General features: G+C 70.7%; 21 protein-coding genes. 4 read left to right on the top strand and 17 right to left on the bottom strand.

The window, feature by feature from the left end:
- Positions 1 to 42 precede the first annotated feature (42 nt).
- The 11 genes from ACTWQA_RS20315 to ACTWQA_RS20265 all read right to left on the bottom strand — a co-directional run bounded on the left by ACTWQA_RS20315 (position 43) and on the right by ACTWQA_RS20265 (position 15,061).
- Positions 43 to 1,278: a hypothetical protein gene (locus ACTWQA_RS20315; protein ID WP_443160732.1), complete on the bottom strand. Its 1,236-nt coding sequence runs from the start codon at positions 1,276 to 1,278 to the stop codon at positions 43 to 45.
- Between the two features lie 99 nt (positions 1,279 to 1,377).
- On the bottom strand, positions 1,378 to 3,024 hold the full coding sequence (locus ACTWQA_RS20310) for a hypothetical protein (RefSeq protein ID WP_443160731.1): 1,647 nt from the start codon (positions 3,022 to 3,024) through the stop codon (positions 1,378 to 1,380).
- Positions 3,025 to 3,100: 76 nt separating this feature from the next.
- Positions 3,101 to 3,502 (bottom strand): (deoxy)nucleoside triphosphate pyrophosphohydrolase, encoded by a 402-nt coding sequence (locus ACTWQA_RS20305; RefSeq protein ID WP_443160730.1) that lies wholly within the window; start codon positions 3,500 to 3,502, stop codon positions 3,101 to 3,103.
- A 13-nt stretch (positions 3,503 to 3,515) separates the two neighbouring features.
- Positions 3,516 to 4,610 (bottom strand): C40 family peptidase, encoded by a 1,095-nt coding sequence (locus tag ACTWQA_RS20300; RefSeq protein WP_443160729.1) that lies wholly within the window; start codon positions 4,608 to 4,610, stop codon positions 3,516 to 3,518.
- Positions 4,607 to 5,227 carry a hypothetical protein gene (locus tag ACTWQA_RS20295; RefSeq protein ID WP_443160728.1) on the bottom strand — a complete coding sequence of 207 codons (621 nt, stop codon included), beginning with the start codon at positions 5,225 to 5,227 and terminating at the stop codon, positions 4,607 to 4,609. Before ACTWQA_RS20295 ends, ACTWQA_RS20300 begins: the two co-directional genes overlap by 4 nt.
- A 2-nt stretch (positions 5,228 to 5,229) precedes the next feature.
- Positions 5,230 to 7,536, bottom strand: a complete 2,307-nt coding sequence (locus tag ACTWQA_RS20290; protein ID WP_443160727.1) for a type IV secretion system protein — start codon at positions 7,534 to 7,536, stop codon at positions 5,230 to 5,232.
- A complete protein-coding gene (locus ACTWQA_RS20285) occupies positions 7,533 to 10,010 on the bottom strand; it encodes an ATP-binding protein (protein WP_305920956.1) in 2,478 nt (825 codons plus the stop codon). The genes ACTWQA_RS20290 and ACTWQA_RS20285 overlap by 4 nt, the downstream gene beginning before the upstream one ends.
- A 47-nt stretch (positions 10,011 to 10,057) precedes the next feature.
- On the bottom strand, positions 10,058 to 13,009 hold the full coding sequence (locus ACTWQA_RS20280; RefSeq protein ID WP_443160726.1) for a TcpE family conjugal transfer membrane protein: 2,952 nt from the start codon (positions 13,007 to 13,009) through the stop codon (positions 10,058 to 10,060).
- A 55-nt stretch (positions 13,010 to 13,064) separates the two neighbouring features.
- A complete protein-coding gene (locus ACTWQA_RS20275) occupies positions 13,065 to 13,328 on the bottom strand; it encodes a hypothetical protein (RefSeq protein WP_138665184.1) in 264 nt (87 codons plus the stop codon).
- A gap of 63 nt (positions 13,329 to 13,391) precedes the next feature.
- Positions 13,392 to 14,147 (bottom strand): conjugal transfer protein, encoded by a 756-nt coding sequence (locus tag ACTWQA_RS20270; protein WP_443160725.1) that lies wholly within the window; start codon positions 14,145 to 14,147, stop codon positions 13,392 to 13,394.
- A 587-nt stretch (positions 14,148 to 14,734) separates the two neighbouring features.
- Entirely contained in the window at positions 14,735 to 15,061 is a 327-nt protein-coding gene (locus ACTWQA_RS20265; protein WP_443160724.1) for a hypothetical protein, read from the bottom strand.
- A 204-nt stretch (positions 15,062 to 15,265) separates the two neighbouring features.
- Between ACTWQA_RS20265 and ACTWQA_RS20260 the strand changes: the two genes are divergently transcribed.
- Entirely contained in the window at positions 15,266 to 15,532 is a 267-nt protein-coding gene (locus tag ACTWQA_RS20260; RefSeq protein WP_443160834.1) for an exodeoxyribonuclease VII small subunit, read from the top strand.
- Positions 15,533 to 15,739: 207 nt separating this feature from the next.
- Here the strand turns inward: ACTWQA_RS20260 and ACTWQA_RS20255 are convergent, their stop codons facing one another.
- Positions 15,740 to 16,153, bottom strand: coding sequence for a nitroreductase family deazaflavin-dependent oxidoreductase (locus tag ACTWQA_RS20255; RefSeq protein ID WP_443160723.1), 414 nt, complete (start codon positions 16,151 to 16,153; stop codon positions 15,740 to 15,742).
- An 84-nt stretch (positions 16,154 to 16,237) separates the two neighbouring features.
- On the opposite strand from ACTWQA_RS20255, the gene ACTWQA_RS20250 reads away from it, so the two are divergent.
- Positions 16,238 to 16,840, top strand: coding sequence for a TetR/AcrR family transcriptional regulator (locus ACTWQA_RS20250; RefSeq protein ID WP_443160722.1), 603 nt, complete (start codon positions 16,238 to 16,240; stop codon positions 16,838 to 16,840).
- Positions 16,841 to 16,946: 106 nt separating this feature from the next.
- Here ACTWQA_RS20250 and xseA read toward each other — a convergent pair whose 3' ends face one another.
- Entirely contained in the window at positions 16,947 to 18,158 is a 1,212-nt protein-coding gene (xseA, locus tag ACTWQA_RS20245) for an exodeoxyribonuclease VII large subunit (protein ID WP_443160721.1), read from the bottom strand.
- Positions 18,159 to 18,184: 26 nt separating this feature from the next.
- Entirely contained in the window at positions 18,185 to 19,126 is a 942-nt protein-coding gene (locus tag ACTWQA_RS20240; RefSeq protein WP_443160720.1) for a hypothetical protein, read from the bottom strand.
- A 100-nt stretch (positions 19,127 to 19,226) separates the two neighbouring features.
- On the opposite strand from ACTWQA_RS20240, the gene ACTWQA_RS20235 reads away from it, so the two are divergent.
- The gene (locus ACTWQA_RS20235; RefSeq protein WP_305920965.1) at positions 19,227 to 20,195 is read left to right on the top strand and encodes a 4-hydroxy-3-methylbut-2-enyl diphosphate reductase; all 969 of its coding nucleotides are present in this window, start codon (positions 19,227 to 19,229) and stop codon (positions 20,193 to 20,195) included.
- Positions 20,196 to 20,221: 26 nt separating this feature from the next.
- On the opposite strand, the gene ACTWQA_RS20230 is transcribed toward ACTWQA_RS20235, so the two are convergent.
- Positions 20,222 to 20,698: a DUF6542 domain-containing protein gene (locus ACTWQA_RS20230; protein WP_305920966.1), complete on the bottom strand. Its 477-nt coding sequence runs from the start codon at positions 20,696 to 20,698 to the stop codon at positions 20,222 to 20,224.
- 61 nt (positions 20,699 to 20,759) lie between these two features.
- Complete coding sequence (gene rmuC / locus ACTWQA_RS20225) at positions 20,760 to 22,016, bottom strand: DNA recombination protein RmuC (RefSeq protein ID WP_443160719.1); 1,257 nt, start codon at positions 22,014 to 22,016, stop codon at positions 20,760 to 20,762.
- 79 nt (positions 22,017 to 22,095) lie between these two features.
- On the opposite strand from rmuC, the gene ychF reads away from it, so the two are divergent.
- Positions 22,096 to 23,172, top strand: a complete 1,077-nt coding sequence (gene ychF, locus ACTWQA_RS20220; RefSeq protein WP_305920967.1) for a redox-regulated ATPase YchF — start codon at positions 22,096 to 22,098, stop codon at positions 23,170 to 23,172.
- A 14-nt stretch (positions 23,173 to 23,186) separates the two neighbouring features.
- Here the strand turns inward: ychF and ACTWQA_RS20215 are convergent, their stop codons facing one another.
- Entirely contained in the window at positions 23,187 to 23,717 is a 531-nt protein-coding gene (locus ACTWQA_RS20215; RefSeq protein ID WP_443160718.1) for a DUF4245 domain-containing protein, read from the bottom strand.
- Positions 23,718 to 23,725 lie beyond the last annotated feature (8 nt).

Genomic DNA, 23,725 nt, shown 5'->3' with positions numbered 1-23,725 from the left:
GGGCTGGACAGGTGTCCAGCCCCCTCATTCGTTGTCCAGCGGCTACTCGGAGCGGCGGAAACGCTCGCGCTCAGAGTCCGGCATCTCCTTGGTCGGCTCCTGCTGCGGCAGCGGCTGCACGGCCGTCACGTCCTCGTCGGCGGGCAGGTACGGCGGCGGCTCGTACTCCTGCCCGGGCCGCTGCGGCGGCTCGAACAGGGACGTGCCCTGCTGCCACGGCTCGGAGTCACCGGACTCCGCCGCGGAGGCCGAGCCGAGAGGATGCTCGTGCCCGTCCTCGAACGGGGTGCCACCGCCCGCCGGGATGTCGGCCGGGGGAACCAGCGGCTCGAACGGGTCGCGGTATTCCTTGGGCTTGGGCGGCTCGTGGTTGTAGGAGTGGAACTCATCCGGGTGCAGCACCACGGGCGGCGGCTCGGAAGGCGCCGCGGGCGGCGGCTCCTGCGCGTAGCCCTGCGGCGGGTACGGGTGCCCGACGTCCTGGTAGACCTGACCGCTCGGGTACGTCTGCACCGGCACGAAGCTGATGATCGGCGCGTACGCCGTGCCACCCGGGTAGCCGGCGGGCGGGAACCCCGCCGCGGCGGCGTATCCCGGACCGGCCGGGTAACCGCCGGGCGGCATGTCCGGACGCCCGCCCATCTGCGGTCCCGCCTTGCGTACGGCGGCCGCGTGGGCCATGCGGCGCAGCCTGCCCTCGAAGATCAGCACAGCGAAGAGCGCGAGCAGGACCAGGACCAGCGCCGGGATGCTGAGCTTCTGCGTGAGCGTCCGCTGGTCGAACTCCGGCGCCGCGCCACGCAACTCCAGCGGCACCTCTTCGGAGGCGGCGGACTGCGTCTCCGTGGGGAGCACGGGGGCGGTCGTCGTCGGCGGGCCGACCGTCGGCATCTCGACGGTCGCGTCAGGGGTGCTCGACGTGGGCGGGGGCTCGACGTTCTGCGAAGGCACCGGCTCCAGGTTCTGCGTGGGGGTGGTCTGCGGCGGGGTGGCCGGGGGCGTGGTGGACTTCGTCGGCGTCGGGGTCTTGCTGGGCTTCTTCGGAGACGCGGTGACGGTCTTGGTGACCGTCGTCTCCGGGTCCCCCTCGGGCGTCGGGGTGCCTAAGGTGGTGGTCACCGTGACCGTGGTCTGGGGGTCGGACTGGCACGCCGGGTCGGCGACGTCGCAAGGCTCGACGGGAGGGTCGTAGGCCGTCACGGACGCGCTCGCGCTCTGCACGATGAAAGGCGTCGCTCCGGCGCCGGCCAGTCCCAGCGCCAGGACGATCGCAGACACGGCCGTCGCTCGTCTGCGTGCCACCGGTGCCCTCCGCCGTCATCCCGGAACCATGGTCAAGGGAATACTAGTCGGGTCAAAGTAACAGTAAAGACCGGATTACAACACCATTCTACGCCTCCGGTGCTTTTGTACCGTGACAATGAGCCAGAGGGCCCCCAGCAGCGTCCCGATGCCGCCGACGACCATCGCATGCCCCATGGGACCCTTCAGCGGATTGCCCTGTCCGGTCGGCCGGGCCCGCTTCGTGGCGGCGGCCATTTCCCACGGCAGGGGCGCGGCCTCCGTCCCGGAGAGCGCGGCGATCTGGGGAGACGGGGTGGTGCCGGGCGCGGGCGATGCGCCGACCGTTGGCACGTCGGCAAGGCCCTGCTGAAGTACGTCCGGAAGCGCCTGATCGAGGGAGACGCCCTGGGTGGACGAGCTCGCGACCGCCTTCCCGGACACGGTGGGAACGCTCTCGATGGACGAGCTCGCGACGGCTCCCCCGGACGCGGCGGGAACACTCTGCGCTGGCGTGCGGGGAGACGCTGGTGCGGACATGTGGCGAAGCGTCTGCTGCGGTGTAACCTGCCGCAGGGTCAGCTCAAGGTCGGGCGCCTCGGCTTCGGCCGTCCGGCGCGCCTGCGGATCGGCGAGCTTGGCGGCGTCGCCGCTGATCGGCGGTGCAGTGCCGATGACCCGCATGGCGACGGATCTGCGCATGGTCGTCCGACCGTCGTCCGGCTCGGCCCGCATCTCGGCCACCGCCGCCAGCACCACCTTCCTGGCCCCCTCGGGCGTCGTGAGCGTCACGTCGACGGATCGTTCGCCGTCGACCTTCCCCAGCCTGCACACGTGCGCCCCCAGCAGGGACCCGTACGGGAGAGCGGGCGTCCCCACGGTGGCCAGCGCCCGCGTCGCCAGCACCCGCGCGGGGAGCACCGGGACGGGGGACGCTCCTGCTGTCACGGCCCCCGTCGCGGGAGGCCAACCCGGAACGGGACCTTGCCCGCCGTCGGCCGTCGGCGCGCTCAGCCCGTCCTCACCCGACTCGAGGGTCATCGGCCCGCCCGTCGTCGCGCCGCCGCCCACCACGCCGCCAGGCATCGCGCCGCCGCCCGTCGTCGCGCCGCCGCCCGTCGTCGCGCCGCCGCCCGTCACGCCGCCGCCCGTCACGCCGCCGCCCGTCACGCCGCCGCCCGTCACGCCGCCAGGCATCGCGCCGCTGGCCGTGGCGCCGCTGGCCGTCGGGACGTCGGTCCTGGGGACGTCGGTCTGCGGGCCGGTGGCCGTAAGACCGCCGGGCGCCGAACCTGCGGTCGTAAGTCCGTCAGACGCCGCACCGTGGGGAGCAGGGCCGACGGACGCCGGGCCGGGGAGCGGAGGACCGCCGTACTCCGGAGCGAGGGAAGCGGCGCCGACGGACGGCGAGCCGAGGGGAGCAGGCCCGCCAGGCACCGAGCCCAGGGGGCCGGCGAGGGGCGAGCTGAGGGCAGGATGGGAGGGCTGGCCGGCCGGTGACACGCAAGCCACCTCCGACAACGCCTCCACCGGACTGGCGGCCACCGCCACCCTGGCCCCCTTGGCCATCCCGTTCAGCCGCACCCTGAACCGCTGCACGTCTCCGGTCCTGACCCGCTTCCCCGCACCGCCGTCGCCCTGGCTCACCCGCTCCACCACCAGCGAGACCCCGGTCGCGGCCATGGGCACGGATGGCACCGCCACCAGTATCAGCACACCGGCAAGAATCCAGCCACGACGCATCACTCCCACTCCCCCGCTGCGACACATGACCCGTTACTCACGTCTAGTAATCACTATGTCACAGAGGGTGACATACTCAGTCCGGCGGGATCAGGCTCTCCACGTTCTTCATGATCGGCAGATCGGCCCCCAGCCACTCCACGTCGAAATACTCCCCCGGCCCCAGCCACCGCAACGCCAGATGCTCCCGGGGCTCCGGCGTCCCGGAAGCGATCGCGGCCAGCCAGACCCGCAGCACGTACCCCTTGGACAGCGGCCAGTCACCGCCCACCCGCGCGCCCACCGCGATTTCCACGCCGAGTTCCTCGCGGCATTCCCGGATCAGCGCCTGGACCTCGTCCTCGCCCGGATCCACTTTGCCGCCGGGGAACTCCCAGCCACCGGCGAGCGCCGCCGGCTGCGCGCGCTGGGCGGCCAGCACCCGGCCGCCCTCGGCGACGATCACCGCCGCCACGACCACCACCACGTCCTCGCTCATGCGTTGCGATTCCTCATAGGGAAGGATTTTGCAGCTTCTTCAGCTGTTCGAGCACGTCGGGGTTCTGCAGGGGGCGGGTGAACCCGACGCGGTTGCCGCGGACCTCGTAGCTGGTGACCTTGATCGGCCCGCACAGCCGGCACCTGGCCTCGAGCATCTTGCCCTTCGACACCACAAGCCCGACGTGTCCGGGGTTGTCGGCCGAGGTGCCCGGCCCGGCGTTGAAGAACACCAGGTCGCCCGGCTGCTCCTCCCCCGCTAACACTTTCACCCCGAACGGCCACTGCAGGAACGTCGTGCGCGGGATCGTGAGCCCCGCCGACCGGTAGGCGGCGTAAATGACGCCGGAGCAGTCGTACGCGTCCGGCCCGGTGCCACCCCACAGGTACGGCTTGCCGCGCTGGGCCAGCGCATACTGCAGGATCTTGGCCACGACGTCGCTCGGCGCGGCCTCCACCAGCGAGTCGTCGCACTCGTCCTCGGCCTGCGGCGGCACTTTCACGTCCCCGGACTTGGCATAATTCCTGGCGATCGCCTCGACCTGGTCGACGTACCACCAGGCGCGGTTGTAGACGAACAACGCCTGCCGCACGTTCTCGGGCGCCCCGTTGCGCTTGAGCATCTTCGCGGCGCCGAGGATCGCGTCGGCCGGGTTGTACACGTCGCCCACGCCGTCCCCGTCACCGTCGGAGGCGTACCCGTTGAACGTGGACGACATCGCGATCCTCGCCTTACCGCCCCACGTGGAGATCAGGAACTGCATCGGCCCGGCCGCGCCCGCCGAGTTGGTGCCGCTTTTGACGCCGGGCAGCGTGGAGCGGCCGTGGTCGGTCTCGCGCTTGCCCACGGCGGCCAGGACGTTCCACTGGACGCCGATCTTGTCGCCGTGCCCCTTGTACAGCTCCAGGTACTTGGCGGGAATGTCGGCGGCGGCGGAGTCGGAGGCCTCTTCCACCTGTGTGGTGTCCGTGCAGTCGATGGAGGTGCGGCCCTCGCTGAGGAACGACGGCATCGAGATCAGCAACATCGGCGACACCACGACCAGGGCCAGCAGCAGCCCCCCTGCCAGGCCGATCAGCAGGGCGAGGCGGGTTCGCGAGACGTTCATTCCGGGTCTCCGAACTGGCCCTCGGCCGCCGGCATGATGTCGAAGATCCGCCAGTCTGCGCTGGACTGGCTGACCGTGACCGCGTACTCCTCGGTGAGCTGCTTGCCGCCGCTCTTCGCGGTGACCTGCCTGGTCCCGACGACGACGAAGACAATGGAATTCTTCTCGATCTGCCTGATCTCCTTGAGCCTGGCCGTGGCCGTGGAGACGATCTCCTCGGTGCGGTTCTGCTCGATGGTGCCCGCCGAGGTGATCGTGCGGGTCAGGGCGGTGCCCAGTTCGGGGGTGGTGTACGCCTTGATCCGGGCAGCGTACGCGGCCGGGTCCTCGTCGTACCTGAACGTGCCGTACTCGGCGGTGAACCGTTCGGCCACGTCCGCCGCGGCGGCCAGCTGCTCCTTCTTCATCGGCAGATAGTTGTAGACGTCGAACGGCGCCGAGCTCGCGGTCGCGAGCGGCGTGCTGGAGGCCACGGCCCTGCTGGTGGCGCGGGTGGCCTGCGGCACGGGCTGGGCCGGGTCCTCCCTGTCCGCCCACATGAGGTAGAGGCCGACGCCGGCGATGACCACGACGATGGCGGCGAAGGCCAGCCCCCGCCTGTCACCTGGCTGCGCCATGTTCAGTCCTTGTTCGGTTTGAGCCAGAAGGGCACGGACGGATCGTCGGAGCCACCGTTACGGCTGCTGCGCAGCCACAGCGGCGGCGCCTCGGACGCGCGCGGGGCAGGCTCGTCGGAACCGCCGAAGATGCGGGGTCCCCCCGCCCTGGGGGTGCCGTTGGAGCCGCCACCGCTCGGCCTGGCCCCGCCGGAGCGGGAGCCGCCGCCACCCGAGCCGCCGAACAGGCCGCCGCCTCCCGACCCGCGTGACCGGGAACCGCCCGAACGCGAGCCTCCCGAGCCGCCGAACCGCGACCCGCGCGTGGAGCCGGTACGCGAGCCACCCGAAGAGCCGCCCGAAGAGCCGCCCGTGGAGCCGCCGCGTGACGCCCAGCCGCCACCCGACCGGCTGCCGAACCAGCCACCCGATGACGAGCCACCGCCGGAGGACGATCCGCCCGCCAACGACGAGCCCCCGCCCGACGCAGCGCCGCCGGTGCCGCCCAGCCGCGGGCCACCGGTCCCGCCCACCCGTGGGCCGCCCGTGCCGCCCGCCCGGGGCCCACCGACGGCCGGACCGCCGGTGCGCCCGCCCAGGTTGAGTGGCGGCGCGGTGCCCCTGCGCGGCTCCGGAGCCGCCCGGTTGCCTGCCTTGCCGCCCTGCTGGTCGGTGTCGAGCGGGGCCGCCGTGGCCGGGATCCTGGTGCCCGAAGCGGCTCCTTCGCCTTCCTCGCGTACCCGGGCCTGTCCTGCCGCCGCGGCGGTCGCGGCCGCCGCTCCGGCCGGGTTGGCCGCGGTCGCCGCCCTGATGAGGGGCTCGGCCTTGCGCAGTCCCCAACGGCCGATCCTGGCCGACGCGACCGGCGGCAGCGCGCCCGCCGACCGTTCGAGCACGGACGAGCTCGCGGCCTCGCCCAGCATGCGGGTGGCGACCGTGTGCCCGTTGATCGAGGCGAACAAGTGCTGGAACGGGCGCCGGTAGAAGAACACCGCGATCGTCAGCAGGGCCATGAACAGCACCTGCATGCCCCATGGCATGGCCGTGGAGATGATCAGGGCGTACCCGTACACGAGCACGCTCAGCACGATCGTCAGCACGGCCTGCCTGAGCAGGGTGCCGATGAGCATCTCCACCCAGCGCAGGGCGACGATGCGGCCGCTGCCCGGATGCACGCCGATCAGCAGGAATATCGGCCCCAGGATCAGCAGCAGGAGGAAGCCGACCTTCAGCACCAGCAGCGAGACCGCCACCAGGAAGATGAGCAGGCCGGCCACGATGGCGGCGATGAACGCGCCGACCGCCACGCCGAGCCGGTTGGACCAGTCGCGGCCGGAGAAGACCGTGTAGCGGGGGTCGTTCCTGAGCTTGTCGGCCAGCGAGGCGTAGTCCTGCTGGCGGGCCCCCACGTCAGGCGCCGGTTGGCCGGCCACGGCCGGCGGGATCGACTGCATCTCCAGCACCTTGCGGCCCCAGTCGCGCACGATGGGCTGCTGCGGGTCGGCGGTGCCGAACAGGCCCACCAGCCACGGCTTGCAGACCAGCGTGGACCACAGCGCGTCGGCGTTCTGGTCGACACCCGCCGTGCCGATCTGGCCGTACCCGCCGGGCTTCACCTCCGGCGTGGCCGTGCCGGGCGGGGGCAGGCAGGAGGCGCCGCCCGCACCGGGCAGGCCGGAGAACGCCGAGTTGACGACCTCGCCGGTCTTGTCGGTGACGACCTTGCCCAAGCCGGTGAAATCGGCGGGACGGCTGAAGAACCAGACCGCCACGGTGACCGCCAGCACCATCCAGATCACGCCCTCGGTGGTCGTGGTGGCGCGCTTGCGGATCAGTCCGTACCAGGCCAGCCAGATCGCGCCGAGGATCACGACCGGCTGGAGGAAGTCCCAGTACATGGCGTCGGCGAGCCTCGTGACGATGTCGTCGACAACGTCCTTGATCGCCTGGAGCGGTCCTTCGGTCGCCGCCGCCTGGTACGTCGTGATCGTCAGCCGGTCGATGGCCTTGGCCGCGGTGAAGATGCCGTTGGCCCACATGTTGCCGAGCACGGCGACGTACTCGGAGCAGCCCAGCTCGTGCGTGTGCCAGAACTGGCCGCTCATGCCGAACTGGCCGTAGTTGGTGGTGGGCGCCCCGGTAGCCGGGATCGGCGGCTGGATCAGGCCGTCGGTGCCGCCGCCCACCACCTCCGGGGTGAGCGGGCCCGACAGGTCACAGGGCGCCGCCGCGGCCGGCACGGACATGCCTCCGATGACCAGCGGCACCACGATGATGCCGGTGACCAGCGCGAGAGCCAGCGCGATTCGTCGGGATAGCCGGATCTTCATGACCGTACCTCCTGCGCCCTGCCCACGCCCCCTTGAAGATCATCATGCCCGGTGCCGTCGGGTTTGTCGTGTGTCGGGTTCGTGTCGAGCCAGCGGAGAAGTTCCTCGGAGATCAGGTCTACTCCGATCCGGCCCGCTCTGCCATCCAGATCGCGGAATACGCATTCGCCGTTGCCGAGTGAGCGCAGCACGGCCTTGTGCTCTTCCGACGACTCCACCCCCAGCAGGGACATCACGTGGTCCACCTCCACCCGTTCGGTGGACCGGAACGCGAAGACGGACGACAGGCAGTTGGTCACCTGCTCGTTCAGCAGGTCTCCCGCGTTCTGGGAGACGAGAACCAGCGCGGTGTTGCGGGAGCGGCCCATCCGGCTCACCTCGGGCACCAGCTTGGCGCCCTCGGGAGTCGAGGTGATCGCCCACGCCTCGTCCAGGAAGATCGCCTTCGGGGTGCGCCGGTCGAGCCCGTTCATGAGCCGGCGCGCGAACTGGGACACCAGGTAGAGCAGGGCCACCGACAACCGCTGCTCGTAGGAGTAGTCCTCCCTGGTCGTCGCCACGTCGGGCAGCGTCAGCCCGCCCAGCGTGAACACGGTCGTCCACCCCTCGCTGTCGATCTGGTCGCCGCCCGAGGGGTCGAAGCAGAGCCTGGCCAGGTGCATCTCGGACATCGAGCGGAGCACCGCGCCCAGGTTCTTCGACGCCGGGTCCTCGGCCTGCTCCAAGTGGTCCACGACCTTCCCGAGCGACGGGTCGGGCGCGTTGGAGACCGCGGCCACCGCCTGGATCATCGCCGACTCGCGCTCCTCCGACATGCGCGGCAACAGCAGCCGCAGCGTCTCGGTGGCCATGGTCTTCTTCGCAGCGATGTCGTCGCCGAACGAGAACGGGTCCAGCAGGCCGGGCGCCGCCGAGCCGAGCGGGATGATCCTGGCCTTGCGGCCCCGCTTCTCCAGCAGCCGCACAAGGGACTCGGCGTCGCCCTTCGGGTCGATCACCGCTACCGTCACGCCGCGCAGCGCCATCTGGTAGATCATCAGCAGGGCAAGCGTGGTCTTGCCGCCGCCCGGCTCGCCGGTGATCGCGATGGCGGTCGGCCGGTTGCGGGTGGCCGCCACCAGCGGGTCGAAGTGCACGATGCTGCGGGCGCGGCCGACGGTCTCGCCGATGTACGGGCCGAGCCAGCCCTCGTTGCCCTCATCCAGCCGGTCGCCGAGGTCCACGGTGGCCGTGGCCATGCCGCCGGCGATCGTCCGCAGCGGCTGGCGCTGGGCGTAGGCGTTGACCCGTACTCTCTCGCCCGGCAGCGCCTCGCAGAACAGCGAGAACTGGTCGCCGGTCGAGGCGACCACGTCGATGCCCATGTCGCGGTAGTGCTCAACGACCGCCTCGACCCGCTGCACGCAGATCTCCTCGGTCGGGGCCGACACGATCAGGCGGTGCCAGCCGTACACGAAGGGCAGCCGCTCCTTCGTGATGCCGTGCTCCAGCATGCGGGCCGCGTCGATCTGCTCGGCCAGCGCCAGCGGCGCCTCCGCGCCGGCCTCGCGGATGTGGTGGTCCATGTCGCGGGCGTGCGCGAGCTTACGCGCCACGTCCTTCGACGCCTTGACCGGCGGGATCAGCCGCATCCGCGACGAGACCTCCACCGGGAACGGCAGCTGGTCGGCGAAGTGCAGCCACGGCTCGCCGTCGGGGAACGGCATCAGGTCCGGGAAGCGGGCGAACGACAGGTTGGCCACATACGAGTCGCCCTGCGGCTGCACGATCCGCAGCAGCGACCTGCCGTTGTGGATCTCGCCCTCGACCAGCGACTCGATCTCGCCCTTGCCCCAGCGCCGCCGCGGGCTGGCCGACGGCGGCGGGTCGCCGAGCGCGCCCGCGGCCGCGTGCTGGAACAACCACGCCACCTCGACGGAGGTGGCGTGCCGGGCGTACAGAGCGCTCGAGGCGAGCGCTCGGCCCAGGCGTTCGGCCTGTTCGGTCCACCGCCCTACCTCGCTGTCGGGTACGTGGTCGTCATCCATGCCGAGCGCCTTCTCGGTCTTCTGGTAGAAGCCGAGCAGCTGGGCCAGCACGCCGCTGCCGAGCTGCTTGCCCCGGGGGCCCAGCCGCACGCCGAGATAGACCTCCTTGCTCCAGAAGTCCTTGGCCCAGACGTGCCGGTACATCTCCTCCAGGTAGTCGCGCCAGCCAGGCCCCTCGTCGGACGTGGCATTGAGCGCCATGGCCCACTCCGCCGCAGGGTACGTGCGGTGCGCGACCCTCAGGTGGACCTCGGCGTCGGGCATCCTGATCGCGGCCAGCGCGATCGTGATGTTGGTGGCCAGCGCCTCACGCTCCTCGGGCGTGACGAACTCGTAGCTGACCGTCGGGAGGCGGAAGTACGCCCACGCGCAGGTGTCTGTGAGCAGGATGCGGTCGTCGAAGTAGCGGACCGCGAGGCGCTGGTGCGCTCGGGACGCCCTGCTCATGCCGCCCCCTCGGCGCATGAACGGGCCAGGCCTGCTCGCTTGTTCACTTAACGCTCACCGATTCTCGTGCCCGGGGGGTCACTCGCCAACTCCTCTTCGCTCGGTCGTACGGTCTGTGCCGCGAAGCCCGCGACCACCACACCGGCGAGGGCGAGATAGGCCCGCCGCCCGGCCGCGCGCAACTGCCCGGGATCGACGATCTCGGCCCCGCCTGGCGCCAGATCGTCCTCCCAGGGGACCCTGACGATGGCCCGGCACCTGCCTCTGGCCACCGACTCCGCCTGCTCGACGTCGGCCATCGAACGCCTGCTCACGCCGTTGACCACCATGACCGCACGCCTGCGCAGCTCCGCGCAGCCGTGCCCGTCGAGCCACTCGTACGTCATCCCCACCGCCTCCGGCGCCTCCTCGCTCGCCGGGACCACCAGAACGAGCTGGTCCGCGTACGGCAGGAGCCGGGCCGCCAGCGCGGCGGCCGGATCGATCACGGCCAGCTTGTAGTGGCGCTCCAGCAGGCGCATGGACTCGCCCAGCCGGTGGTCGGAGAAGAAGGACCGATCCGCGAGGCGCTGCTCGGCGCCCGCGTCGGTGTCCGCGCTGATCACTTCGAGCCCGGAGGCCGTCCGCGTGGTGTATCCGCGCATCGTGAGATAACCGCTGACCCGGTCCAGCCCGGACAGCAGCGAAGTGAGAGTTTCCGGGGTTTCCGGTTGGATCCTGCTGGTCAGGGTGGTGCCGCCGGTGTTGGCGTCGACGGCCACGACCCTGTCGTCGCGGTAGGTGGCGAAGGTGTGGCCGAGCATGAGGGCCGTGGTGCTCTGCCCGGCGCCGCCGGTGCAACCCAGGACGACGATCCTGCGGCTGCCGCTGAACACCGCCCTGGCCCTGGCCTCGTCGATCTCGGACCCGTCGGTCCGTACGTTGTTGCCGCCGACGACCACTTGAGCGATCCGCCGCCAGCCGCCGGAGTCGCGCCCGATCACGGACTCGACCCTGCGCACCCGCGTCTCACCGGGCCTGGGCACCGGCCCCACCAGCCCATCGACCGCCGCGGCCCCGCCCCTGGCCCGGCCACCGATCGCGTCGTGCGTGACCGCCGCCTGCTCGCCCGCCGACGCAGGCTGCCCGTGCACTGCCTGCTCCTGGCCCGCTGACGCGGGCTGCTCGTGCGCTGCCCGCTCCTCGTCCGCTGACGCGGGCTGCCTGCGCGCTACCTGCTCCTCGTCCGCCGTCCGATCGCCTGCCGCGGTCTCCCCCGCCGTGGCGCGGCTATCCGACGGGACCGGCGTCAGCCTGGGCCGGTCGCCTGCCCCGGTCGATGCAGACGGGCCGCCCGGTGCGTCGGCGGACACGCCTGGCCGGCGCGTTTCGGCACCCTCGGACGGCGCGTCGCCCGCCGCAGCCGGCGCGCTGGAGGCGCCGGGACGGGGCAAGGGCTTGGCGTTCGGGTTGAGCGGCGGCCAGACCCGTTGGGTTCCCGACAGCACCAGCGCCGGTCCCAGCCTGGGCGGCTGTCCCTTCCTGTGCTGGTCTCGGGCGACCTCGTCCTCGCGCCGCCCGCCCTCGGCCCGACCGGCCGTCTTCCTACGGCCGGCCGCCGTGTCGACCGGCGTGTCGGCCGGCGTGTCGGCCGGCGCATCGGCGCTGGCCGCGAGTCTCCTCAGCCGCCGCAGGGCTTCGGTGTCGATCGGCTTGCCGGCGGCGGGCTTGCCACTCTGCGCCGTCCCGCTTTCCCGCCCGGCGTCCTCATGAGAACGGGTCCCGCTGCTCACGCCCTCCTGGTCATCGGTCTCAAAAGCCGTGGCCACATCGTCTACAGGCTCAGCACCAGTGACCGCACCGACTTCGGCCACAGAGCTCGTGGCCGCATCCTCCGCAGCCGGCGTGCCCGCATGAGCAGCGGTCTCGGGAGCCCCGGCCGCCGGGCCCACGGTCTCGCGGCCGGAGGTCTCCTCGCCGGCGATCTCACGACGCACCACGTCACGCGTCGCCGCGTCACGCGTCGCCACCTCACGCGTCGCCGCGTCACGGGTCGCCACCTCACGCGCCACCTCGGACGTCGCCACCTCGGAGGTCGCCACCTCACGGAGCGCGGCCTCACGGGTCGCCACCTCACGGAGCGCGGCCTCACGGAGCGCGGCCTGCTGGGTCGCGGCTTCCCTGATCGCGCCCTCCCGGGTGGACAGGCGCCAGCCGCTCGTCCCCTTCGCGCCGGCCCTGCGACCGCTGTCTTTCCTGGCGCGGTCCCTGCCGGTGTCCGTCCTGGCGCCGTCTCTGCCGGTGTCCGTCCGGCCGGCATCCCGGCCGGTGTCCGTCCGGTCGAAATCCCGGCCGGTGTCCGTCTTTCGGCTGTCTCTCTGGCCTGCGGACTCGCGCTCGAGCCGGGGCGGCGGCGATGTCGTACCGGGAGCAGGCTGGCGCGCCTGAGCCTTGAGGGCGGGCGCTGCGGCACCGCGGCGGGCGCCCCAGCCGGTGCCTGCGGCAGCGGGCTCGGCGACCGGAGCCTGGCCTGCCGCGGCGGCAGCGGCCGCGACGGCGGGGCGCACCTGGCGGGGTCCGGCGATCCGCTGGCCCTCGCGTCTGCGCCGCGGTTGACGGCTCTTGCCCGGCCGCTTGGACTTGGCCCGCGCGGGGGCGATGCGCCACACGCGCGCGGAGAAGGTGACCGTCTCGGGTTCGCCCATGGGCGCGAGGCGGCACCAGGCCTTCGGCTCGCCCAAGTAGCGCAGGTGGGACTCGAGGAGCTCGGTGAGCCGCTTGCCCTCGATGACAGGGCGGGTCGACAGCCACGTCACGATCCCCGGCGGCACCAGGAACAGCACGTGCCACGGCATCGCGACCGGCACGCCCACCAGGATCAGCAGGAGGGACCACGGGATGAACACGCCGACGAAGACGCCGATCCAGACGATAGGCAGCGGCATCGGCAGCCGTAGGTCGTACAGCTTGTAGAGCCGCTTCTCTATCCGCCAGATGTTCGTATACGTGGGCAGGTCCACCCGGTCCTCCTCTCCACCCGCTCGTGTATGACCGCCGACGGACGGTCTCAACCCCTTATCTGATGCCCAGTGCGCCCGCGATTGCCTTCGCCGTCACCTCGATGATGTTGGGAACGTAGAAGATCACTCCGATGGCCACGGCCAGGATCAGGAACTGCACGAATCGTGTGATCTCGCGGGTGAAGAGGAAGAAGAGCGCCACCACGGAGACGACGACGAGGAACAGCGGAGCGAAGAACGCGCGCAGGAAGTCGGCGAGCCCTCCGGTGTCGATGCCGGTCGACGTGGGCGTCGGCGACATTTCGATCAAAGTGAGCATTACGGTCTTCAAGGTCACTTCTCGTCCTCCCGGGGGGTACCGATCGGCAGCGCGGCCGAGCCTCTAGTCAACGACCCGGCCGGCGCCGCGGATGTCGGCGACGAACCACTTGTCGCCCTGCTTCTCGACGGTAAGCCGGTAGGCCTGCTCCAAGCGCGCGCCGACCGCGGCCGGGTCGGTGGTGTTGGGGGTGGCCTGGGCCTCGCCGTTCGGCACGACCCACACGACGACCGCCTGGATCTCTCGAGTGGCACCCCCCACAGGCACCACGACTTTCTTGAGCTCTGCGAAGGTGAAGGCGCCACCGAAGCTCGGCAGGGTCTTGCCGGCGGCCACGTAGCGCTGCAGCCCGGCGGCGTCGCCGGACGCGTAGTCCTTGAAGAAGCCCTCCAATTGCGGTTTGAGCTCGGCGGCGGCCGCGTCGTCGGTCTCCGGCGGCGCCACCTGGGGCAGCTCGGCCGGAGCGGGGGCGGGCAGGATGGCCGGGCGGCCCGAGACGACGAACCTCTTGGCCTCGTCGTCGCCGGAGTAGTAGATCGGGACCGACAACATCAGCCTGCGCGCGCCGGACTGGAAGGCCACACTGACCACCGCGTTGTGGGCGTCGGCCGTCTCGATGTCGTACGGCTGGATGGCGACGGCCGCCAGCTTGCCCACGCCGTCCCAGCCCATCCGCGGATCCGAGGCGTCGGGCAGGAACGCCGCCAGCTTGCGTGACCTGCTGGCGTCGTCTTCAGGGCTGAAATTGAGATAGACCCCGGCGAACTGGGCGGCGAAAGCCATGCCGCGGTCCACCGGGAATCCGTTGTTCGCTACCACGGCACCATTGGACGTTGTTGCTTCTTGCTGGGTAAACCGCTCAAATGGGGCACGGATCCCATTCACCACGATAACCACGATAAGCGCCCAGAGAATGATGCGGCCGGTCCACACCAGCCACCGCCCGCCGCCACCGGACCAGCCGCCACGGCGCGGCCGGCGGGGTGGCGGCGCGTCGAAGTCAGCGGTGTCCAGGGTTGCGGAAAGCCCGGGCCCGTCAGCGATCCGAGGATCGTGCTGGACGGTAGACCTACGAGCCATCACGCCTCCGCTCGCGCCGATCCCCCCGGCTGGCGCGGTGTCGTCCGTTGCCGATCCCCATCATCCGCGGTGAAGTAGTCACCCTATCCGGTCTCCGCCATTCTTCCAGGAAAGCCACGCCCATGCTGCAGGCATGACAGCCCTCACGGCAAACCGGGACAGGATGACAGGCTCCAGTGCCGATTCCTGTCACTTCCCGGTTGAATCGGCTTTCGACCAGGCCAGACGCCTAAATCGCCTAGCCAGGCAGCCATGGATTCCTGACCAAAATAGGCATGGACTCTCACGCCTTGCGCATTCGGCATGGGACGCGAGCGGAGGGGGCGTCAGGCGGGCTCCGGGTCCTGGGTGGACCGTCCCTGCCGCCTGCTCTGCAGGTCCACGACCGTCGTCCGGCTCTGGAGGTCCACCACCGTAGGGCGTACCGACCGCTCGAGTGAGCCGCGCAGGTCGGCCAGCATCTCGACGGTGTTGCTCTCGCGCATGCGGCCGGCCATCTCGTTGCGCTCGTCGACCTTCCTACGCAGGTAGGCCTCCCGGTTGACGCGCAGGCCGTACATGAGCTCGACCCTGATCAAGGCGAGCTCCTCCTCGAGGCTGATGCCCGCCAGCGTGGGCGCAGGACGTCGTTTCCGGATGATGCGACGGATCATGAAGGGCCTCCCGAGTCAGCGTGAACGCCGTGACGATTCGACGCGCAGGGGCCCAAAGTGGTTGACGCCATCATTTGTCCCGGGATCAGACATCGCGCACTCCTGGAAGTCAGACGCCGCAGCCGGCAATCGTCGCCATCCAACGACGGCGACTTAGCGTAGCGAATGAACACTCAAAGTGAGTGGATTGACGCTGCGCGGCGGATGTCGGCCGGCCCGTCTAGGGTGGTGACTGTGGCAGCAGACGAGAAGGCGCCCTCATACGAGCAGGCCCGCGAGGAGTTGACCGAGGTGGTGCGCCGCCTGGAGACAGGCGGGCTCACGCTGGAGCAGTCGATCGAGCTCTGGGAGCGCGGGGAGAGGCTCGCGGCGGTCTGTGAGGAGTGGCTCCAGGGGGCCAGGGTCAAGCTGGCCGCCGCCATGGCCCGCCGCTCGGAGCCCACCTCAGGCGCCGACGACACACCTTTCTGAGCGCCACGCCCGACGACCCGGCCCGCCGACCGCGCCACACCCGACGACCCGGCCCGCCGACCGCGCCACACCCGACGACGCGGCCTCCCGAGCCCGCCACGCCCAACGGCGCGCCCTCCCGGGGACGCCACGCCCGACGATGTGCCCTCCCGGGGACGCCACCCAGCGACACGCCTTTCTGAAGGCGGCTCTGACGTCCAGGGACGTTCAGGCGGCCTGGGGCAGCAGGGCCACTACGGGGATGCGGCGGCTGGTCTTGGCCTCATACTCGGCGAAACCCGGCGCCTGCGCCACCATCCTGGCGTAGAGCTGGTCGCGCTCCTCCCCCTCGATGAAGACGGCCTTGGCCTCGAACGTCTCCGTGCCGACCTCCACGGCGGCCGAGGGCGTGGCCCGCAAGTTGTGGTACCAGGCGGGGTGGTTGTCCGCGCCGGCATTGGACGCGATGACGACGTAACGATCGCCGTCCTCGAGATACATCACCGGGGTGGTGACCGGCTTGCCGCTCCTGGCTCCCGTGGTGGTGAGCAGCACGAGCGGTGAGCCTTCGAACATGCCGCCGACGCGGCCTTCGTTGGCCCGGAACTCATCGATGATCTGCTGGTTGAACTCGTTCGGCATCCTCAGCTCCTCAAAAAATCGGAGAGATCTCCGGTTCGGAGACTAATCGGAGAACTCTCCGGTTACAAGCGGTATGCTCCACCCGTGCGCGAACGTCGATCGTTGCCCCTGGTCGGGCAGCCCCAGCCGGAGCGGGCCGACGCCGCGCGCAACCGTCAGAAGATCATCGACGTGGCGGCCCGGATGATCGCCGAACGCGGCGCCGCCGACCTGTCGCTCGACGAAGTGGCCCGCATGGCCGGTGTCGGCGTGGGCACCGTCTACCGGCGCTTCGGCGACCGGAGCGGGCTGGTCTACGCGCTGCTCGACGAGCGGGAACGACGGTTCCAGTCGGCCTTCTTCGCCGGCCCGCCGCCGCTCGGGCCCGGCGCCCCGGCCGGTGAGCGGATCACGGCGTTCCTGCACGCGCTCGTCGAGCGCATCGTGGCGCAGCAGGAGCTGTTCCTCCTGCTGGAGCAGGGCGGCAAGAGTGGCGGGTTCAGCGGGCCGTACCGGGTGCACCACATCCACCTGGCGACGCTGCTCACCGAGGCCTGTCCGCACGCCGACGCGCCGTTCCTGGCCGACGCGCTGCTCGCGCCGATCAACGCCCGCCTGATCGCCCTGCAGACCGAGGAGCGCGGCATGAGCATCGACGAGATCAAGTCCGGCCTGACGGCACTCGCCGCGGCCGTCACCCGCGCTTAGGGGCGCCCGCCCAGGTCATCGCCCAGGGCGCCTGCTCAGGTCATCGCCCAGGGCGCCTGCTCAGGTCATCGCCCAGGGCGCGTGCTCAGGTCATGAGGCAAGGCCGCTACGTGCCCTCGTTTTCCACCCGAACGCTCAGTCTGTCGTCGGACAGGCGGATCGTCAGCGGTGAGCCGGGCGCCACGTCCTTGGCCAGGCGCACCACCTCGCCCGACGGGTGCTGGACGATGGCGTATCCCCGCTCCAGCGTGGCCGCCGGGGACAGCGCGACCAGGCGGGCCCGCAGATGGACCAGGTCGTCGGCGGCCCGGTCGAGCGAGCCGGACAACGAGCGCCTGGCCCGGTCACGCAGGGACTCGACCTGCTCGGCCCTGCGCTCGAGCTCGCGTACGGGGTCGGCCAGCGAGGGCCGCGAGCGCACGGACGTCAGCCAGGACATCTCGCGGTCGAGCCAGCCGCTCACCACCCTGCGGCCCCGGTCGCGCAGCTGGCGCACCAGCGTCAGCTGCTCGCCGACGTCGGGCACGACCTTCTTGGCGGCGTCGGTGGGGGTGGACGCGCGCACGTCCGCCACCAGGTCGAGCAGCGGGCTGTCCTGCTCGTGCCCGATCGCGCTCACGACGGGCGTGCGGCAGGCGGCCACCGCGCGGACGAGCGTCTCGTCAGAGAACGGCAGGAGGTCCTCCAGAGAGCCGCCGCCGCGGGCGACGACGATCACGTCGACATCGGCGTCCACGTCCAGCTTGCGGAGCGCCTCCGTCACCTCGCCCACCGCGTAAGGCCCCTGGACGGCCACTTCCTCGACCTTGAACCGCACTGCGGGCCAGCGGCGGCGGGAGTTTTCCAGCACGTCGCGCTCGGCCGCGGAGTCGCGGCCGCAGATGAGCCCGATCGTGCCCGGCAGGAACGGCAGCCGCCGCTTCCTGCCGGCGCTGAAGAGCCCTTCGGCGGCCAGCAACTGCCTGAGTCGCTCCAGCCTGGCCAGCAGCTCGCCCACGCCGACCGGGCGGATCTCCAACGCGGTGAAGGCGAACGAGCCCTTGTTGACCCAGAAGTCCGGCTTCACCTGCATGACGACCCTGGCGCCGTCGGCCGGTCGCGGCACGGCCGCCTCGTAGACGCCACGCGGAGCGGTGACCCTGGCGGACACGTTGGCGATCGGGTCGCGCAGGGTCAGGAACACCGTGCCGCCGCGGGCACTCAGATCGGTGATCTGCCCCTCGACCCAGACCGTGCCGAGCCTGGCGATCCAGCCGCCCACCATCTGCAGGACTGTGCGGATGGGGAGCGGGGACTCGGGCGAGGTCTTCTCGGTCATGGCGGAAGACTACGGGCTCGCTCTGACTACTCTCCGGCCTGCAGCTTGGCCAGGCGGTTCCCGAACATCCGCACGACCTCGGGCCGGCCCTGCGTGGCCTGCTCGTAGGCCAGGAAGTCGCTGATCTGCTCGGCGGTCTTGCCGCGCATCCTGGCGCGCAGGGAGGCGACGGTCATCTCGTCATAGCCGGGCAGCGGCTCGGCCGGCTTGGCGACCTGCTCAGGCGCGGCAACGGGCGCTTCCGCGACCGCGGGCTCGGCGACGGCCTTGGGGGCGGCGGGCGCGACCTTCGGCTCCGCGGCAGGGGCGGGCTCGTCCACGACCTCCGGCTCCGCAGCACGGGCGGGCTCGTCCACGACCTTCGTCTCGGCGGTGGGCTTGGGGCTCGCCTCCGTCTTGGCGGCGGGCTTGGGAGTCGCCTTCGTCTTGGCAGCCGGCTTCGGCGCCGTCTCGGGCTCGGGCGCGGTCTCCGTCTTGGCGGCGGACTTGGGAGCTGCCTCCGTCTTGGCAGCCGGCTTCGGCGCCGTCTCGGGCTCGGTCACAGTCTCCGTCTTGGCGGCGGGCTCGGCGGCGGGGGCCTCGGGCTCGGCGGTGGCGACCGGCTCCTCCTTGCCCGCCGGCGCGAAGATGACCGGGTCCGGCTTGGTCTTGGCGGCGCCGTTCGGCTCGGCGGCGCCCGGTCGCGGCGCGAAGATGACCGGCTCCTTTCTGGCCGGCTTGTCCTCCGCCGGGGGCGCGGCCACCTGGTCGGCGGCGGAAGGACGGGAGACTTGCTCCTCCTCGCGCTCCTCCTTGGCGCCAAGGCCCTTGATGGAGTTTTTCACCCGGTCCACCAGCAGCAGCGCCTGCCCTGCTGCGCTGAGCGTGGACTGGATGACCATGAGCGGAAGGTCCTTGGCCTTCTCCTTCAGCTCGTCCTTGTTGGTGACGGTCTTGGTGATCTTGCGTATCACGTCGCTAAGGGACATGACGTCTCCCTGGGAGGTCTGTATGGGACGGCCAGTCTGGCAAACCGCGGGCGACCACGCACGCGCGGGCCTGATGGCCGCTCCACGTAGCATAGAAAGTATGGAGCCCCAGACCCTCACTTCCCGCCGAGTCCTTGTAGCCAAGCCACGGGGCTACTGTGCCGGAGTCGATCGAGCCGTGGTAGCGGTCGAGAAGGCTCTGGAGCAGTACGGCGCTCCGATCTACGTACGCAAGCAGATCGTCCACAACACCCACGTCGTCAAGACGCTCGAGGCCAGGGGCGCCATCTTCGTCGAGGAGACCGAGGAGGTCCCCGAGGGCGCGATCGTGGTGTTCTCCGCCCACGGCGTCTCGCCGGCCGTGCACGCCGAGGCGAAGCAGCGTAATCTGCGCACCATCGACGCCACCTGCCCGCTGGTCACCAAGGTGCACAACGAGGCGAAGAGGTTCGCGGGACAGGACTACGAGATCCTGCTGATCGGGCACGAGGGCCACGAGGAGGTCGAGGGCACCGCCGGAGAGGCCCCCGAGCACATCCAGCTCGTCGACGGCCTCGACTCGGTCGACCGGGTGCAGGTGAAGGACCCGAGCAAGCTGATCTGGTTGTCGCAGACCACGCTGTCGGTCGACGAGACCACCGAGACCGTCTCCAAGCTCAAGCAACGTTTCCCCAACCTCCTCGACCCGCCGAGCGACGACATCTGCTACGCCACCCAGAACCGGCAGATCGCGGTCAAGGAGATCGCCGCCGAGGCGCAGCTGGTGATCGTGGTTGGCTCGGAAAACTCCTCCAACTCCAAGCGCCTGGTCGAGGTGGCCAAGGACTACGGCGCCGACGCCTCCTACCTGGTCGACAACGCGAGGTTCATCCGCGACGAGTGGCTGGAGGGCGTCACCACGGTCGGCGTGACCAGCGGCGCCTCGGTCCCTGAAGAGCTGGTCGAGGAGGTGCTCGCGCACCTGGCCGAGCACGGGTTCGGCGACGTGACCGAGGTCGAGCCGGTGCAGGAGAGCATGCGCTTCGCCCTGCCTCACGAGCTGCGCAAGGACCTCAGGATCCTCTCGTAGTCCTCGCCGTCCACGCCACGCGGCCGCTAATCGTCGCCGCGTGGCGTCCCGTAGACCTTGGGCTCGAAATAGCCCTCGGGCTCGGGCACGAACGGCTGGCGCGGGCGCGGCACCTCCGCGCCCGCCTTCAGCTCCGCCCGCAGGTCGCGTACGTTGTCCCGCAGCCCACGCCGCCAGGCCACGCCCAGCACGATGGCCGACCCGGCGAACAACCACGGCGCGCCCCGCGTCATCGAGGTGTAGAGGCCGAGGGCCAGCGACTGCACGATCGACACCGAGCCGAATGCCCGCCCCAGCTCCACGAACAGCGTGGCGCAGAAGAACACCAGCGGCGGCGTCACCACCAGCGACAGCAGCTCGCGCCGGTTGACCAGGAGCACCCCCAGCAGGCTGGCCAGGACGAAGGCCGCGCCCACCACCTCCTGGACATCGATCAGCGCCGCCACGATGTAGCCCGCCAGGGTGGCGACCAAGGCGAGCGCGATGGCGCCGCGAGCGGTCAACCTGACAGCCGAACGCCTGCCTTTCTCCCCCACTGGACCGCCCCCATTCCCTTGGCCCCGTTTACTGCGACCCGTGAGCCAACTTACCGTTCGAGCTGGAAAGCAGAGGCGACGTTTCGAGTAGTTCGGGGGATGACAGGGGTCTCGGCAGCCCGTCGAGCATCTCGGGAGAGTCGAGCTCGCCGTCCACGACGCCCAGATCGTGTAGCTTGCGCGCGGTGACCAGGACGCGGCTTTCGAGCGATCCGACCGACTTGTTGTAGGCCTCCACGGCCCGGGTCAACGCCTTGCCCAGCGCGTCGACGTTCCTGCCCAGCGACGAGAGCCGCTCGTACAGCTCCTTGCCCAGTTCGAACACGGCTCGCGCGTTCTCGCTCAGCGCGGCCTGCTGCCAGGCGTAGTGGGCGGTGCGCAGCATGGTGATCAGCGTCGTGGGCGTGGCGATGTGGACGCGCCGCGCCATGGCGTACTCCAGCAGTGTGGGGTCGCGTTCGAGCGCCGGCGCCAGGAACGCCTCGCCGGGGATGAACAACACCACGAACTCCGGCGACGGATTGAACGCCTGCCAGTAGGCCTTGGCGGCCAGCCGGTCGATGTGCTCGCGCACGTGCCTGGCGTGCGCGTCGAGCCGAACCGTGGCCAGCGACTCGTCCGACGCCTCAGCGGCCTCCAGATAGGCCGCCAGCGAGACCTTGGAGTCCACCACGATGTTCTTGCCGCCCGCGAGCCGCACGACCATGTCGGGCCGCATGGAGCCCTCCGTGACCTGCTCGTCGAAGTCGCAGTGACGCTGCATGCCGGCGATCTCGGCGACTCTGCGCAGCTGCAGCTCTCCCCACCGGCCGCGCGCCTCCGGCCGCTGCAGGGCCCGGACCAGGGCGGTGGTCTGGGAGCGCAACTGCTCGTGGCTCTGGCGCACGAACTCCATCTGCTTGGCCAGCTCGGCCCGCGCCGCGCGCTGGCCGGACTCGGTGTCGCGCAGCTGCGCCTCGACCCGGGTCAGCGCGTCCTTCAGCGGCTCGACCAGGTGCTCGACGGCTTGCTTGCGCTGCTCCAGATCGCCCGCGGCCTCCGCGCGGGTCGCGGCCAGCCTGGTCTCGGCCAGCTCCAGGAAACGGATGTTGTTGACATCGAGCGCACGCGTGGACAGCGCCTGGAATCGCTCGGCCAGCTGCTCTTCGACGTAGACGAGCTTTTCCGCGGCGCTCTTGGCTCGCGCGTCGGCCTCGGCCACCCGCACCGCCGCCCGCGTCCTGGCCACCAGGAACCCGATGAGCAGCCCGACAGCGAGCCCGATGAGAAGCGAGACGACGTCCACTCGATCGATGATTGCAGGACTCGGCACGCCGTTCCCCGCCCGACACGCTCGTTACGCTCAGCACGTAAACTTGGGATCCGTGAGTCTCTCCATAGGCATCGTCGGCCTGCCCAATGTCGGTAAGTCCACGCTGTTCAACGCGCTGACCAAGACCGGCAACGCTCTGGCGGCCAACTACCCGTTCGCCACCATCGAGCCCAACGTGGGCATCGTGGGCGTGCCCGACGACCGCCTGCCCGTGCTGGCCGGGATCTTCGGCTCGGCCCGCATCCTGCCCGCCAAGGTCGAGTTCGTCGACATCGCGGGCCTGGTCAAGGGGGCGTCGGAGGGGCAGGGCAGGGGCAACCAGTTCCTCTCCAACATCCGCGACACGGACGCGATCTGCCAGGTCATCCGAGTCTTCACCGATCCCGACGTGACGCACGTGGACGGCGAGATCTCCCCCAAGCGCGACATCGAGACCATCAACTTCGAGCTGGTCATGGCCGACCTGCAGACGGTCGAGAAGGCCATCCCGCGTCTGCAGAAGGAGGCGCGCACCGTCAAGGACAAGAAGCCGGCGTTGGAGGCTGCCGAGGCCGCCAAGGCGGTCCTGGAGACCGGCAAGACCATCTTCGAGAGCGGCCTGGAGCGCGAGGAGCTGCGCGAGCTGCACCTGATGACGGCCAAGCCGTTCCTGTACGTGTTCAACCTCGACGCCGACGAGCTGACCGACACCGCGCTCAGGGAGCAGCTGTCGGCGCTGGTCGCCCCGGCCGAGGCGGTCTTCCTCGACGCCAAGATCGAGTCCGAGCTGGTCGAGCTCGACGAGGAGGAGGCGCTCGAGCTGCTGCAGTCGGTCGGCCAGGAGGAGTCCGGGCTGCGCCAGCTGGCCAGGGTCGGCTTCGAGACGCTCGGCCTGCAGACGTACCTGACGGCCGGGCCGAAGGAGACGCGGGCCTGGACGATCCGCAAGGGCGCCACCGCGCCCGAGGCGGCCGGCGTGATCCACACCGACTTCCAGCGCGGCTTCATCAAGGCCGAGATCGTCTCCTTCGACGACCTGGTCGAGGTCGGCTCGATCGCCAACGCCCGCGCCGCGGGCAAGGCCCGCGTCGAGGGCAAGGACTACGTGATGCGCGACGGCGACGTGGTGGAGTTCCGCTTCAACGTCTGAGCGAGCCGTGGGGGCTACCCCTTGGGGCGCTGCTGCAGGAGGGCTGCCAGCTGGGCCAGCTCGGGCCAGTCCGCCGTGCCAGTGATCACCAGGGTCACGTCGGGCAGGACGCGGACCAGCGTGCGCTGCTTCTTGTCCTCGCGATAGCGCTGCTCCCACGCGACCCCGCCGACCTGTTGCGTGCCGATGGTCTTGTCGGAGTTGGCCATGCGGGCGGCGAACCCGGCGGCGGGCTGCTCGTTGCTCTGCACGAACATCGCGTGCGCCCGCTTGGCCGTGGCGAAGCCGAGGTAGAGAACCTGGGCGCCGTTCTCGCCCTTGGCGATCCTGTTGCTGTTGGGCACCCAGTCCTGCGGGTCCTGCCGCGGCGCCCACACCGCGTAGGGCACCGAGTGGCCGAAGTTGGCGACGGTGATCGAGTAGTCGCGCCGCGGGATGTGCGCTTCCCGGCCCTGCGGAGCCGCCAGCAGGAACAACACCGCCCCCGCGAGGCAGACGAAAAGCGCTACCGCGTAGCCGTAGAAACCTTCGGTGAACCGTCGCACAGTTGGCG

Origin of the sequence: Nonomuraea sp. 10N515B, from assembly GCF_052245915.1 — a bacterium.
Lineage (GTDB): Bacteria > Actinomycetota > Actinomycetes > Streptosporangiales > Streptosporangiaceae > Nonomuraea.
This window is presented reverse-complemented; position numbering and strand designations above follow the sequence as displayed.